Origin of the sequence: Pseudomonas sp. NPDC077451, from assembly GCF_044543345.1 — a bacterium.
Taxonomy (GTDB): Bacteria; Pseudomonadota; Gammaproteobacteria; order Pseudomonadales; family Pseudomonadaceae; genus Stutzerimonas.
This window is the reverse complement of the sequence record NZ_JBITVX010000009.1, coordinates 69,147-82,388: the sequence shown is the minus strand read 5'-3', so window position 1 is coordinate 82,388 and position 13,242 is coordinate 69,147. Positions and strand designations below refer to the sequence as shown.

15 protein-coding genes and 2 pseudogenes are annotated in these 13,242 nt (G+C 59.1%); 8 read left to right on the top strand and 9 right to left on the bottom strand.

Annotated elements, in window-relative coordinates:
- Positions 1 to 82: 82 nt before the first annotated feature.
- On the top strand, positions 83 to 979 hold the full coding sequence (locus ACIGHL_RS15340; protein WP_499176681.1) for a LysR family transcriptional regulator: 897 nt from the start codon (positions 83 to 85) through the stop codon (positions 977 to 979).
- 176 nt (positions 980 to 1,155) lie between these two features.
- The gene (locus ACIGHL_RS15335; RefSeq protein ID WP_499176683.1) at positions 1,156 to 1,353 is read left to right on the top strand and encodes a hypothetical protein; all 198 of its coding nucleotides are present in this window, start codon (positions 1,156 to 1,158) and stop codon (positions 1,351 to 1,353) included.
- Positions 1,354 to 1,973: 620 nt separating this feature from the next.
- On the opposite strand, the gene ACIGHL_RS15330 is transcribed toward ACIGHL_RS15335, so the two are convergent.
- Entirely contained in the window at positions 1,974 to 2,276 is a 303-nt protein-coding gene (locus ACIGHL_RS15330; RefSeq protein ID WP_007182542.1) for a putative quinol monooxygenase, read from the bottom strand.
- Between the two features lie 63 nt (positions 2,277 to 2,339).
- Here ACIGHL_RS15330 and ACIGHL_RS15325 point away from each other — a divergent pair.
- The 3 genes and pseudogenes from ACIGHL_RS15325 to ACIGHL_RS15315 form a co-directional block, all read left to right on the top strand.
- Positions 2,340 to 2,921: pseudogene (locus tag ACIGHL_RS15325) on the top strand (DJ-1/PfpI family protein); the annotation flags it as partial.
- A gap of 123 nt (positions 2,922 to 3,044) precedes the next feature.
- Positions 3,045 to 3,353: a helix-turn-helix domain-containing protein gene (locus tag ACIGHL_RS15320; RefSeq protein WP_371935787.1), complete on the top strand. Its 309-nt coding sequence runs from the start codon at positions 3,045 to 3,047 to the stop codon at positions 3,351 to 3,353.
- Positions 3,354 to 3,557: 204 nt separating this feature from the next.
- A pseudogene (locus ACIGHL_RS15315) lies at positions 3,558 to 3,752 on the top strand (transposase); the annotation flags it as partial.
- A gap of 103 nt (positions 3,753 to 3,855) precedes the next feature.
- Here ACIGHL_RS15315 and ACIGHL_RS15310 read toward each other — a convergent pair.
- The 5 genes from ACIGHL_RS15310 to ACIGHL_RS15290 form a co-directional block, all read right to left on the bottom strand.
- The gene (locus ACIGHL_RS15310) at positions 3,856 to 5,190 is read right to left on the bottom strand and encodes a DUF3422 family protein (RefSeq protein WP_042927609.1); all 1,335 of its coding nucleotides are present in this window, start codon (positions 5,188 to 5,190) and stop codon (positions 3,856 to 3,858) included.
- A gap of 185 nt (positions 5,191 to 5,375) precedes the next feature.
- A complete protein-coding gene (locus ACIGHL_RS15305; RefSeq protein ID WP_003291554.1) occupies positions 5,376 to 5,774 on the bottom strand; it encodes a VOC family protein in 399 nt (132 codons plus the stop codon).
- 43 nt (positions 5,775 to 5,817) lie between these two features.
- Positions 5,818 to 6,927 (bottom strand): S-(hydroxymethyl)glutathione dehydrogenase/class III alcohol dehydrogenase, encoded by a 1,110-nt coding sequence (locus ACIGHL_RS15300; protein ID WP_003291553.1) that lies wholly within the window; start codon positions 6,925 to 6,927, stop codon positions 5,818 to 5,820.
- A 59-nt stretch (positions 6,928 to 6,986) separates the two neighbouring features.
- Positions 6,987 to 7,151 carry a metal-sensing transcriptional repressor gene (locus ACIGHL_RS15295; protein WP_231098875.1) on the bottom strand — a complete coding sequence of 55 codons (165 nt, stop codon included), beginning with the start codon at positions 7,149 to 7,151 and terminating at the stop codon, positions 6,987 to 6,989.
- A gap of 120 nt (positions 7,152 to 7,271) precedes the next feature.
- Positions 7,272 to 8,015, bottom strand: coding sequence for an SDR family oxidoreductase (locus ACIGHL_RS15290; protein ID WP_031633346.1), 744 nt, complete (start codon positions 8,013 to 8,015; stop codon positions 7,272 to 7,274).
- A gap of 146 nt (positions 8,016 to 8,161) precedes the next feature.
- Between ACIGHL_RS15290 and ACIGHL_RS15285 the strand changes: the two genes are divergently transcribed.
- A complete protein-coding gene (locus ACIGHL_RS15285; RefSeq protein WP_169918103.1) occupies positions 8,162 to 9,076 on the top strand; it encodes a LysR family transcriptional regulator in 915 nt (304 codons plus the stop codon).
- 227 nt (positions 9,077 to 9,303) lie between these two features.
- Here the strand turns inward: ACIGHL_RS15285 and ACIGHL_RS15280 are convergent, their stop codons facing one another.
- Genes ACIGHL_RS15280 through ACIGHL_RS15270 form a run of 3 tightly spaced genes read right to left on the bottom strand, consistent with a single transcriptional unit; the run spans position 9,304 to position 12,482 of the window.
- Positions 9,304 to 10,275, bottom strand: coding sequence for an ExeA family protein (locus ACIGHL_RS15280; RefSeq protein WP_020303030.1), 972 nt, complete (start codon positions 10,273 to 10,275; stop codon positions 9,304 to 9,306).
- Positions 10,265 to 11,902 carry a DDE-type integrase/transposase/recombinase gene (locus tag ACIGHL_RS15275; RefSeq protein ID WP_218125441.1) on the bottom strand — a complete coding sequence of 546 codons (1,638 nt, stop codon included), beginning with the start codon at positions 11,900 to 11,902 and terminating at the stop codon, positions 10,265 to 10,267. Before ACIGHL_RS15275 ends, ACIGHL_RS15280 begins: the two co-directional genes overlap by 11 nt.
- A gap of 4 nt (positions 11,903 to 11,906) precedes the next feature.
- The gene (locus tag ACIGHL_RS15270) at positions 11,907 to 12,482 is read right to left on the bottom strand and encodes a recombinase family protein (RefSeq protein ID WP_032905003.1); all 576 of its coding nucleotides are present in this window, start codon (positions 12,480 to 12,482) and stop codon (positions 11,907 to 11,909) included.
- 219 nt (positions 12,483 to 12,701) lie between these two features.
- On the opposite strand from ACIGHL_RS15270, the gene ACIGHL_RS15265 reads away from it, so the two are divergent.
- Both ACIGHL_RS15265 and ACIGHL_RS15260 read left to right on the top strand, forming a co-directional pair.
- Entirely contained in the window at positions 12,702 to 12,965 is a 264-nt protein-coding gene (locus ACIGHL_RS15265) for a type II toxin-antitoxin system RelB/DinJ family antitoxin (RefSeq protein ID WP_020303033.1), read from the top strand.
- Positions 12,952 to 13,233, top strand: a complete 282-nt coding sequence (locus ACIGHL_RS15260) for a type II toxin-antitoxin system YafQ family toxin (protein ID WP_011282522.1) — start codon at positions 12,952 to 12,954, stop codon at positions 13,231 to 13,233. The genes ACIGHL_RS15265 and ACIGHL_RS15260 overlap by 14 nt, the downstream gene beginning before the upstream one ends.
- Positions 13,234 to 13,242: the final 9 nt, after the last annotated feature.

The window sequence follows — 13,242 nt, the reverse complement described above, 5'->3', positions numbered from 1 at the left end:
CGAAAGGTGACAAAAATTTAGTCATTGGTTGGCGCTAGATAAATGCCTACGATGGCGTATTACTAGAAACAGAGTGTTTATAATGGATCGCCTGACCCAGATGGCCACGTTCGTCAAAACAGTTGAGCTGGGTTCATTCAGCGCCGCTGCGGACGACCTGAATCTGTCCCCTCAATTGGTAGGGAAACAGGTGAAAATGCTCGAACAACATCTGGGTGTTTCCCTGCTGCACCGGACTACGCGCAGGCAAAGCCTCACCGACTTCGGCAGGGCGTTCTACCCGCGAGCAAAACTGATCCTTGCAGACATGCAGTCTGCCGAGAGCCTGGCTGCCCTCACTCGGGGCACACCAAGCGGCCGCCTTCGCATCAACGCGCCGGTCACGTTCGGAATCCGCACGCTTTCGCCACGCCTGCTGGAATACATGGTTCGGTATCCTCAGGTGTCTGTTGACCTAACGTTATCGAACGAACTGGTCGATATCGTTGATGATGGTTACGACGTGGTATTTCGCATCGGCGAGCTGGAGAGCAGTGGGTTGAAGGCATTGCCACTGGAGCCCTATCAGATGGTTTTATGCGCTGCGCCGTCCTATCTTGCACGTCGCCCTCCCATCATCAATCCGTGGGATCTACAGCAGCAGGAATGTCTGGGGTTTACCTATTCTGATGGCCGCTCACACTGGAGCTTCGACAGCCCGGAGGGGCGTATAGATGTTCCTATTACAAGCAAATTAACGATCAATCAAGGTGATCCACTGCTGGCAGCGGCTGTAGCTGGTCTAGGCGTGGTTCTACAGCCGATAGAGTTGGTTAGCGATGCACTGCGCGATGGGACACTGGTGCGTCTGTTGCCGCAGTACCCGGTGCCGAATACCGCAATGCACATCCTCTATGCCCCTGACCGAAGAATGACTCCAAAGCTGCGCAGCTTCTTGGAGTTTGCGCGTGAGGCTTTTGGGCAGCGAGGCCCTCTCTAACGCACGAAAATCAATGTCTGCGCTATCCGGTATTCGTAAAGGACGACGATTACCGTGGCTCACCGGATATGACCAAGCACCCCTTGCTGAGGAAGTACCTGCTGTAGCACTTCGCGGCGGAAGTCGAAGAACTGAAAGATGCCATGTTCGTTGGCTTGGGGCCGTAGGTCCAGAGCGTGCTGGACCGCCTGATCCAGGAGCGGGTTCTGAATCCCGACCGGGTGATTGCCGGCATGCTGCACCCCTCCGGAAACTGCACCTACCGGATCAACGACCTCATCGGCGACAGAAGCGCGCTGGTCCCGCACGCCACCAGCCCTGTGCCTTACGACCAGGTCCGGCGAGCATTTCGGGAGCGGTTCGTCACCGCCTGATCGAACGTCGGATGAGTGGATGCTGACGCGGGTTCAATTCCCAAACGGGAATAGAACTGGCGCCCTGTCTGATGCGCTCGGTTGGTGACCCGACCAGGGCAGAACTGGTAGGATTGCGGGCATCAAGGTCCGGATTCCGCACCTTTCCACAGGAGTTTGCAGCGGTCGCAAGGCGCTGAGTTACATAGGTTTGGCGCAGGGTTCCACCCCACCGAGCCCCTGCAGGAGTTCGAATCGTTACGCCCCCCCCAGAAACCCTCACTAGCCCGAACGGCCCGATGCTAGGTCGTTGATTTTCAACAAATCGCTCGATCGATCCGCGCTTGCGGACTGCGGACTTCCAATGGGCCGGAAATCTGGCTCGCCCAGACGGCTCTCGATACCGACACGTTGCAAACAGTCGGTACTTCTCGATAACTACCCGACGAATCGGAACATCACAGCCAGCCCTGATGTTGCCCCTGCTTGCTGACGCAGCTTGGAAGTTCTGGCTGCAATATTGCCCCCCGTCGCTGTGGAAGGTAGCTCCCTGGGCAAGTGCAATCGAGGGGGGGGGACGCTGCGTAGAGCTTGTGCCCCCCCATCCTGCAGCGCGACCTGATTGGGTCAAGGCCGGGTTGTCATGCAGGCAGTTTGGCTGCAAGCAGTTCGACCTTCTCGATATTGGGCGGAGAACTGAGCAAGGTCGCGGCGTTGGCCATCAAGGCCGCGGCGATCTGGCCGTTCAGATGTGCTTGGCGACCTGCCTCATCGGCAAAGGCATCGAACACACCGAACGTCGAAGGGCCAAACTTCAATGCGAACCAGGCAGTGGTGCCGGACTCGGCGTTGGCGAGCGGCAGTGCGCTGGCCAGGAAGTCGGCAAGCGCAGCCTCCTGGCCGGGTTTGGCTTCGAGGCGAACAAACAGGGCGAGCTTGGTCATACTGTAATCCTTTGGGTAACTGGGTTAGATGAATGGATCGACGAGCCTGCAGTCTAAGTCTTCATGACAGCCATCTCCATAGACAATAATGACAACATTGATATCATTGTTGCCATGAAAATCCACATCCTTGTTTGTGATGGCGTGTTTGATCTGGGGCTTGCGGCGCTCACCGACACAGTGGGCTTGGCCAATGCGATGTCGGGCTCGCTGCCACAGGCTCCCGCGCACATAGAGCTCACGCTGGTGGGCGTGCGGCGTCGCATCCGAACTGCGCAAGGCTTGACGGTCCCCGTGGTCACTGCGCGTGGTGTGCCGGAACCAGACGTCGTGCTCGTGCCCGCGTTTGGTGAAAAGATGCCTGACACGCTCTCGGCTCGGCTCACACGCCCCGACGTGCCCGATGCGGTCGCCGTGCTACAGCAGTGGTCCACCGCTGGCGCGCACCTTGGTGCCGCCTGCTCCGGTAGTTTCTTGCTTGCAGAGAGTGGCCTGCTTGATGGGCATCGTGCGACGACGTCATGGTGGCTGGGGCCGATGTTTCGGCAGCGCTATCCGAACGTCACGCTTGACGAGTCACGCATGATCGTGAACTCGACACACTTCACTACCGCGGGTGCCGCTTTGGCCCACGTCGACTTGGCCTTGCGCATCATCCGGGGGCGCAGTCCGGCGCTGGCGGCCCTAGTAGCACGCTATCTGCTGGTCGAGGCACGCAGTTCGCAAGCCGAGTTCGTGATTCCCGACCACCTTGCGCATGCCGACCCGATGGTGGAGCGCTTCGAGTGCTGGGCCAGAAGTCGGCTCGCGAAGGGGTTCTCGCTCGCCGAGGCGGCCAGCGCCGCGGGCACAAGCGAGCGCACCTTGGCGCGGCGGCTGCAAAGCGTTTTGGGCAAGACACCGCTGTCGTATTTCCAGGACCTGCGCGTGGAGCATGCCGTCCATCTCTTGCGCACCGGAAACGCGAGCGTCGACCAAGTCGCCGCACAGGTCGGGTACTCGGATGGGGTGACCCTGCGGGCCCTGTTGCGCCGCAAGCTGGGCCGGGGTGTCAGGGAGTTGCGACGCGGTGGATGACCAGAGGCGTTTGGTGTATGTACAGCTGGAGACCGCCGGGAAACTGACGCAGGCCAAACGGCGCATTTGGACCTGATAAAACTACTGCGCCACGTTATTTGAACTGGTTTGCTAGGGTCTGTTGCCATTTCGCGCTAACCCATTGATCTATAAGAGCAAGCCCGTATCGTTGAAGCTCTGACCCAACATCGATACGAGCTTGCAATGCCCCGATTACTGCTCAGCGATGAGCATTGGTCGAAGCTGCGGGAAATTCTGCTGCACAAGGCCATCTACAACAAGCGTGATCTACGAATGACCGTGGAGGGCATGCTGTACCGCATGCGCACGGGATGTCCCTGGAGAGACCTGCCCAAGGCGTTTGGCTACTGGAATAAGGTCTACAAACGCTTCAATGCAGGCCGCAGCGGTACAAGAGGATTCACCGAAAGAATTGCTTGGCATGTTGTTCTCCTCTGTTCAAACGGACGGCGCAGCTATCGCGCGCCAGGACGGCAGCTCGTCAGGAAGATTTCTCTTCCGCCGCCGTGTCGCTGTGGGCGTGTCTTATCCTGCGGACGATCCACCAGATCGTCAGCATCACCGCAGGTACCAGAACCGCCATCACCGGCGCCACGCTGTCGTGAACGATCGGAATGCCCTTGAGCAGGTAGCCGAGAAGACTCACGACGTAATAAGAAATTGCCGCGACCGACAGGCCTTCGACGGTTTGCTGAAGGCGCAATTGCAACTTGGCCCGGTTGTTCATCGAAGCCAGCAGATCGCGGTTCTGGCGTTCAAGTTCGACGTCGATCCACGAACGCAGCAACGCGATGGCTCGGGTCAGTTTGTCGGAGAGCTTGGCCTGGCGCTCCTTTACGGATTGGCACTCCCGCATGGCTGGAGCGATGCGACGCTGCAGGAAATCCGCCCAGGTGCTGTATCCGGATACGGCCACTTCTGAAAGCGCAGCCAGCCTTTCCTCGACGATCTCGTAGTAGGCACGGCTGGCGCCGAAGCGATAGAGATTTGCCGCGACGCCAGCTTCCAGTTCGGCGGCCAGACCGGTCAATTCGGAAAGCAGCACGTCGCTATCGCGGCGTTCTACCAAATTCGTACACATCTCGTCAGTGATCGCAGCAAGGCGCGACTCCATGTGTCGCAGCTCCGACGTCATCGATCGCGTCAACGGCAGAGACAGCAACGCCAAGGTACGGTACGTCTCGATCTCCAATAGAAGTTGAGCCAGCGCACCTGCCCGCGCCGGGGTCAAATCACGAGCAAGGATGAGGATCTGCGTCAGGCCATCCTCATCCTGTCGGAAGTCGGTCAAGATGGCGGCAGAGCCGTTCTCTACCAACGAGTAGCACAGGCTGGCAGGATCGAAGCGATCAGCCTCCTTCTCCGTTTCTGGTATCCACGGAAGAAGTCTCAAGCGGATGCCGGATATGACCGGGCCCGGAGGAACAAATCCATGTTTGAAGGGATTTTCTCCGCAAGGCTCTCCCGTCTTGGAATCCAGCGAAGCGCACCAGAGATACGTAGAGAACTCGGTGTGCTTTTCACAGTGAAGGTCTCCCTCATCCCATGTCATGCCGTGTAGCGGCGTAGCGTGGTCGGGCTCGGCAACGCCGAAGCGATGAGACAACTCGCTCATCGCCATCTGATCCCTGGTCTGGTCACCTTCGGTCATGAAAGCGAGCTGCAATATACCGCGGGGGGCCTCAAGCAACAGATGCGGGCGCGCATGCACTTCACCCACGGCTGCAGCACGATCGGCATAAGCCGGCATGCCGTACACGGTGGCGGTTGGGGTGGGTTGTACGGTCGTCGTATTGATATTGGCCGGCTCTTTCATAACGACCTCATTTCTCATTGGTTGAAAAGCACGCTTCAAAACAAATGCCCGCAGCCATGCGTTTCACACATGGCTGCGGGCCGATCTTCATGAGCATGCACCGCGTTACGCAGTCCGTCTAACAGGCTCGCCGTATAATAGAGGCTTGTGCTGACCCTGTCAGAACGCTCTCAGCTTCCTTGCTTTCAGACGAAGGTGTACGAGCAGACCTTGTTGCCCGCCGGATCACGCAGGTAGGCAGCATAGGCACCCGGCAGGTGACCACGTGCGCCAGGTTGGCCCTCGTCAGTGCCGCCTGCGGCAAGGCCGGCGGCGTGGAAGGCATCCACTTCAGCGGGAGTGGCGGCCGCAAAGCCGATCGTCACGCCGTTGCTGGAAGGCGCTTCACCATTGCCCGGGCGGGCGATGATGAAAGCCGGCTTTTCGCGACCGAAAAGTACCCATCCGTTGTTGAAAGGACCGAGGTTCTTGATGCCAAGAGCACCCAGAGCGGCGGCGTAGAACGCGACCGACTTCTGAAGGTCGGCAGCGCCGATAAAGATGTGCGAAAAGATGCCATCGCCAGAAATGACAGGAGTGGACATGATTAATTTCCTTGGTGGTTGGCGTTGAATGGGTAGTGGGCGATCAGTAGTGGATCACCGTGCGAATCGACTTGCCTTCATGCATCAGGTCGAAGGCCTTGTTGATGTCGTCGAGGCCCATGGTGTGGGTGACGAACGGGGCGAGATCGATCTCGCCTTTCATTGCGTCCTCCACCATGCCGGGAAGTTGAGTGCGGCCCTTGACCCCGCCGAAAGCCGAGCCCTTCCAGGTGCGACCGGTGATCAACTGGAACGGGCGCGTCGAAATTTCCTTGCCTGCACCAGCCACGCCGATGACGATCGACTGGCCCCAGCCACGATGTGCTGCTTCCAGTGCCGAGCGCATCACGTTGACGTTGCCGATGCACTCGAAGGTGTGATCGACACCCCAACCGGTCATCTCGATGAGAACCTCGTGAATCGGCTTGTCGAAGTCCTTCGGGTTGAGGCATTCGGTCGCGCCGAAGGTACGAGCCAGCTCGAACTTCGCTGGATTGGTGTCGATGGCGATGATGCGACCCGCCTTGGCCTGGCGTGCCCCCTGAATCGCAGCGAGCCCGATGCCGCCGAGGCCGAAGATGGCCACAGAGTCACCCGGCTGAACCTTGGCCGTGTTGTGAACAGCGCCGATGCCGGTGGTCACACCGCAACCCAGCAGGCAGACATGCTCGGGATTGGCGTCCGGGTTGATCTTGGCCAGCGAGACTTCGGCCACCACCGTGTATTCGCTGAAGGTCGAGCAGCCCATGTAGTGGTAGATCGGCTGGCCGTTGTAGCTGAAGCGGGTGGTGCCATCGGGCATCACGCCCTTGCCCTGGGTGGCGCGCACCGCCACGCACAGGTTGGTCTTGCCGCTCTTGCAGAACAGGCACTCACCGCACTCGGCGGTGTACAGCGGGATCACGTGGTCACCCGGCTTGACCGAGGTCACGCCCTCGCCGACCTCGACCACGATGCCGGCGCCCTCATGGCCCAGCACCGCCGGGAACACGCCTTCCGGGTCCTCGCCCGACAGGGTGAAGGCGTCGGTATGGCAAACGCCGGTATTCGTGATCCTGACAAGCACCTCGCCCTTGCGCGGCGGCTCGACGTCGATCTCGACGATTTCCAGTGGCTTTCCAGGCCCGAAGGCAACTGCTGCACGTGATTTCATGATGTCGCTTCCTTTACTAGCTAACTAAATTTTCCCTCACCGAGGGCACCCTGGTGCCTCTACCGCAGGTAGGAGCGGACGATGGAGATGGTCTCGTCAATGGACTTGTTCTGCGAATCGCTCCTGATTTCGCTACTGGGAAACTCTTCCCGTAGATAGCTCTCCATAACCGTTGCCATCAATCCGTTGTCAGCCCCACGAACAGCTGCAAGCTGCTGAAGAATTGCAGGGCATTCAGCACCTGCATCGAGCGCTTGCTTCTTTTCTTCCGGGCCATGTGGCACTCACCGCTTTTCACTCCAGATAAGCGGGGCCTGACGCCGAAGAGACAGGCCCTCAACTCATTAGAATTCCTGCACGGTTGGGCGCAGAACGATCTCGTTAATATCCACGTCAGCAGGCTGCTCAATTGCGAAGGCGATAGCTCGAGCGACCGATTCGGCGGGAATTGCATGCTTGTAGAAGTCCACCACGAAATCGCGGCTCTGTTGGTGGGTGCTGCCGAATTTCAGTTCGGAGTCCACGGCGCCCGGTTCGATAGTCGTGGTGCGGATGCTGCCACCGACTTCGTGACGCAGTCCTTCGGAGATAGCCCGCACAGCAAACTTGGTGCCGCTGTACACGGTGCCACCTGGGCTGAACACCTTCAGGCCTGCAACCGATGCGATGTTGATGAAGTGACCACTGTTTTGTTTCTGGAAGACTGGCAATGCAGCCGCGACTCCGTACAGCAGACCCTTGATGTTGATATCGATCATGCGATCCCACTCGTCAGTGCGAGTATCGCTGAGCGGTGCAATCGCCATCAGTCCGGCATTGTTGATCAGTACATCAATGCGACCGTAGGTGTCCACGGCACCTTGAATGAGCGTTTTGACCTCTTCCTGAGAGGTAACATCGGTCTGATACGCGATTGCCTGACCACCTGCATTGGTCAGCTCAGCCACCAATGCGTCGAGTTTATCTTTGCGACGTGCAGCCAGCACTACGCGAGCGCCAAGCGCAGCAAGGTGGCGTGCAGTAACCTCACCCAGGCCGCTACTGGCACCGGTGATAACGACAACTTTTCCAGAAATGTTATTGCTCATGCTGAGAACCTCATCGGCGGGTTTGTACTTCGCCATGGCTGGTTAACCTGGCAGTGCGCAAACTTTAGACCCATGATTGATCTCAATAAATGGAAATGATTGGATTATACTATTCCTGAAAATGGAATAAATGGGGGGGGGGCAACATGCTTAACCGCATGGAGATGGTTAGGATTTTTTGCACAGCAGCAGAGGCAGGTAGCTTCCGCGAAGCGGCAACTCGATTAGGCATCTCCCCACAAGGGGTGACTCGAGCCATTCAAGCCCTGGAAACTGAGCTTGGCGAATCACTGTTCCACCGCAATACCCGCCAGGTGAGCATCACTGCTTTCGGTCAGGATTACGCCAAAGATGCCAGGTCAGCTCTGGATCATTTCGATACGCTATTCCGGTCGCACAGGACGGAGCCTGAGCTGTCAGGTAAGGTGGGGATTACGGCTCCACATGCTATTGGCAGGCGCTTCCTAATACCGTTTCTTCAGCCCCTGGCCGCTGCACATCCTGACCTGCAATTCGATCTCCGCTTGGAAGATCAGATGACTGATGCCGTTGAAGCGCATATCGATATTGGTATCCGGGTGGGGGTTATTCGCGACCGGCGCTACGTTGCACGTGCCTTAGCTCCCGTGCCGTTTTACGTTGTCGCGTGCCCGTCTCTCATAGGCCAAAAGACACCACCTAAATCTTTGGATGCCTTAGCTAAGCTGCCACTTTCAGTCCTGATCGACCGGAAAAATGGCCGCCCTTGGCCTTGGCTATTTGCCGACGGGCAAACGTTCGCGCCCAGGCAGCCAGCGCTTATCTGTGATGATCCAGATACGGAATTGGAAGCCACCCTGGCAGGCATGTGTTTTGGCCAAATTCCTGCCTATCTGGCTGAGCCTCATCTGCGGTCAGGAACGCTGGTTGCCGTTTTGGCTGATCACGCTCCAGCACCATGGGATCTGTTCATATACCGCCCGCAGCAGGGTCCTGTATCGAAGCGGGTGCGATTGGTGTACGACCACCTTAAGCAGGCTTTCTCAAACCCCAAGCTATTTCCCCAGGGCCTGGGGACATAGCTTGAATACCTGCCAGCAATCGTCCGCTTTTGGCCGGTTAGCTGTAACGGCTTGCAATCGAAAACAGCCGTGCTCGCAATCAGCGCAATTTCCGGCTCAGATTAACTGCGACTGACGGAGCCCTCTGGCTCACATTAGCTGCGAGCGAGCTTGCATTCAGCCGCGTCTGCTTGCATTCCATTTCCGCTGGCTCACATTAACTGCAACTAGCCGGTCTTCGCCCCGCGTTAAATCGGCAGCCCTGCTGCCAGCATCTTGTCGCGCAGCTCAGCGGCGCGGGCCGGATCGAGCGCGTTGCTGAACAGTGCCTTGATCTCGGTGGGCCTGGCGTCGAACTGCTCGACTAGATCCTTGATGCGGTAGCCATGGCGCGTCAGGGTCGGCTCCAGATCATCCAGTTGCCGCGACAGCACGGATTCCACCAGCTCCGCCGATACGGGTTTCTCGCCGGTCAGGTAGCCAGCTTCCAGGGCCAGGCTGAGGTGCAGTTGAATTTGCAGCGGCGTGCGTAGCTTGGTGGCTAGTAGATCAACCGCTTCCTCGGTCAAAATCGATTCAGCCTCGACCTGGCCCTCCGTGCAGGTTTCCAGCAGCCAGTGGATGTACTCACGCTGGCTGCCGGCGATGCCGTCGAGCGAGAAGATATCGGTGCGGTAGCCGATTTCCTCCATCGTCGGCCGGCGCAGGTCGTTGCGCAGTTTGGGATGCCCGGCCAGTACCACCGACAATCGACCGTCGCCGTCCTCGACCAGCTCCATCAGGCGCTTAAGCCCTGTCAGGGTATGACCGTTGAGGTCGTGGGCCTCATCCACGAACAAGGCCACGGGGCGCTTGTTCTTCCTCACCAGTTCGCGCAAGTCACGCTCACGCTTTTCGCCCTGGGTCGGAATGCGCACCTGCTTTTCGGTGGACAAGTCGTAGTAGAGCGCAGCGATGAAGGTGGCCAGCTTGATGCTGTGCTTCTCGATGGCGAGGGACTTGGAGACGGTGATTTTCTTCTCAGCCTCCATTACCTGCTGAAGCCGTCGCAGCATCACGGTTTTGCCGCTGCCGATGACGCCACAGAGTGCAATCAGACGGCCTTCGAAGATCGCGCCCTTGATGTCTTTGATCAGTTGCTGGTGGTGGCTGGTCTCAAAGTACCCGGCTTGGTTCAGCGGCAACGTCAATCCGTAGTGCTGCATCACTTCAACCCGCATGTTCTTCTCCTGTTTTCTTGTGGCGGAAGTAGCCCCTGACGCGCTCCAAGACAACCCGTCGAATCAAGGTCTCGCTCAGTACCTGGTGGATAAATGCTTGATCCTCGACCGAGAGCTTGGCCAACGGTTGTGCCAGTTCGTTGGCAATGGCCAGCTTGCCGGCGATAACGCTGGGAAAGTGGTACTCGTGCGCTTCGGCATCGAAGGGCTGGCGTGGCAGCTCCATTGGAACGGCGGGCGGCGTCAGCCGTACATCGTCACCGGCCAACGCGGCGATGGGCAGCCCAAGCTGATCGGCCAGCGAACGAATGCGCTCGGATCGTTCATCGACCTTGCCACGCTTGAACGCCCGGTATCGATGCAGCGGAATCGGCCCGGATACCGGGTAGTAAGGGCCGAAACGCTCGCCATCGAACTCGGCATAGAGTTCATTATCGAACAGCCCCCAGAGCAGCATCACGGTTTCGCCCGCCATGTCGGGCTCCACCTCGTAGGCCGTACCCTCGATGGTGATTCGCGCATCGACGCCGACCTTGCGCCGTTCGGGTTCGCGGGCAAAGCGACAGAACTGCTCCCAGGTGCACATCTCGCGCAGGCCCTCGGCGGGCAGGTTGCCCAGCCAGTCCTCGATCCGCGAATGCGGCTCGCAACGATGGCGTTGCACATTGTAGGTGCGCACCAGGTAACGCATCAGCCATTCGTTGGCCTGTGCTTCGGTTTCCGGCTTGTGGAAGTGGTACAGCGTCTCGTGGGCTTCCTTCACGGTGCGAAATGGCCGCTCAACCTTGCCCTTTGAGCGGGCCGTGGTGCGCGTGCCATCCTTGCCGGCCGGTATGTGCGTCTGCCACTCGATGCCCAGCGCCTGCATGACGTTCTGGAAGACGCGGCGCTTGGCCACCGGGCCGTTGTCCAGGTAGATCATCTTGGGTCGGCCTTGGAACGGAAAGCTTGGGTCAGCTTTTGGTGCCATGGCGTTGAACAGAAATCGCAGTGCCGATTCCGCGTCCTCACCGTATACGCAGTGGTATTCCTGGTAGGCCACGCCGCTACGGTCGTCTACCACGCTAAACAGCATCAGCGTCGGTTCGCCTCTGGCCGGGTCGATCCATTCAGGCTTGTCGATGTGCTTGAGGTCGGAAGGCGACAGGTCGAACTGCCAACAGTCGTTGCTGTGCTCAGCCTGAAACCGCGCGGCGGGCGGTTGCCGCGACAGCCGCGGCTGATCCAGTCGCCACAAGGACAAGTAGCGGTTGATGGTCGGGCGGCTCAGCACCCCCTTCGGCGCTTTGACCAAGCCTTGAGCGGTCTCCACGCCGTAGTCCTCCAGCAGCTCGATCGCACGATTGGTGGAAAGGTGCCGGCCCTGCTTATTCGTCGTGCGCAGTTTCAACGCCGCAATCAGCTCGCAGTAGCGCTCCAGCTCGGCCTGCTGCAATACGCGCGGCTTACCGTGATCGGCGCGGTGGGCCGCATGGGGTTTATGGATGAGGTTCAGCGCCCGGTACACGGTGCTGGAAGACACGCCGTACAGCTCCGCTATCGCGGCCACCTGGGTAGCCCGTTCCGGACTTTTCTTCGGCAAACGGTCGAGCCGCTGTCGCAATTGCATCAGCGAATCATAAGGGATGACGCTATGCCGCCCGCTGGGCATTGCGTTCGGCCTCGGTCAGATAGTTGTAGAGAGTCGAACGACCGATGCCCATCAGGCGGCAGATCTCTGCCACGGTGTGTTTTCGCTCGTGGTACAGGCGCAGGGCCAGTTCTTGCTTGGCGGGATCGAGCCGCTTCTTGCGCCCGCCCTTGCGTCCACGCGCTCGTGCTGCTGACAACCCCGCCTGGGTACGCTCGCGGATCAAGTTGCGCTCGAACTCGGCCAGGGCACCAAACAGGTGGAACACTAGGCGTCCGCCAATCGAGGCGGTGTCGATGCTTTCCTGCAAGCTGCGCAAGCCGACGCCGGCGGCGTCCAACTGCTCGACCAGACGAATCAGATCCTTCAGCGAGCGGCCAAGACGATCCAGCCGCCAAATCACCACGGTGTCGCCCCGGCGTAGTGTGGCCAGCAAGGCAGTCAAGCCGACTCGCTCGGCCTTGGCACCGCTGGCGGTGTCTTCGAACACGCGCTCGCAACCCGCTTTCTCCAACGCATCGCGTTGCAGATCGAGGAGCTGGTCATCAGTTGAGACTCGGGCATATCCAATCAGCATGGTTTCGTCCAGATATTCAACGAACATCCAGTGTAGTCGGATATTGAAAAGTGGAAACTGTTGCTGGATGCAGACGATGCGGTTTTGGCGCAGGGCGACCGCACTCCCGCCTGCCGTCCAACAAACCTACGTTTGATAGACGCCTCTGGCGAGGTGTGCTGGGTGCACTCCTGGAAGGATTGAGCTACAATGTAGCTCATCAATCTGGAGGATCAAACCATGTCCGCAAATGCTGTAGTCCGTGCCCGTATCGACGAGCACATCAAGGAAGAGGCGACCGTCGTGCTGGCAGCGATGGGACTCACCGTGTCTGACGCCTTCCGCATCATGTTGACCCGAGTCGCCCGCGAGAAAGCCTTGCCGTTCGAGCCGCTGATTCCGAACGCCACCACCATCGAGGCGATGAAGGAAGCGCGCCGTGGCGGCTTGAAGTCGTTCGCTTCCGTCGAGGATCTGATGGCGGATCTGAATGCGGACGATTGAACAGACCAGCCGGTTCAAACGCGATTATAAACGCGAAGCCAAAGGCCCGCATCGTCAGACGCTGGCGAGCGATTTCATTGCCGTCGTCACAGCCCTGGCGAATAACCAGCCTCTGGCCGAGAAGCACCGTGACCACGCCCTCACCGGCGACTGGAAAGACCACCGGGACTGTCACATCAAGCCCGACCTGGTGTTGATTTACCGCAAGCCGGATGACGCCGTGCTGCAACTCGTGCGTCTCGGATCGCATAGCGAGCTTGGCCTGTAACGCCGGGGT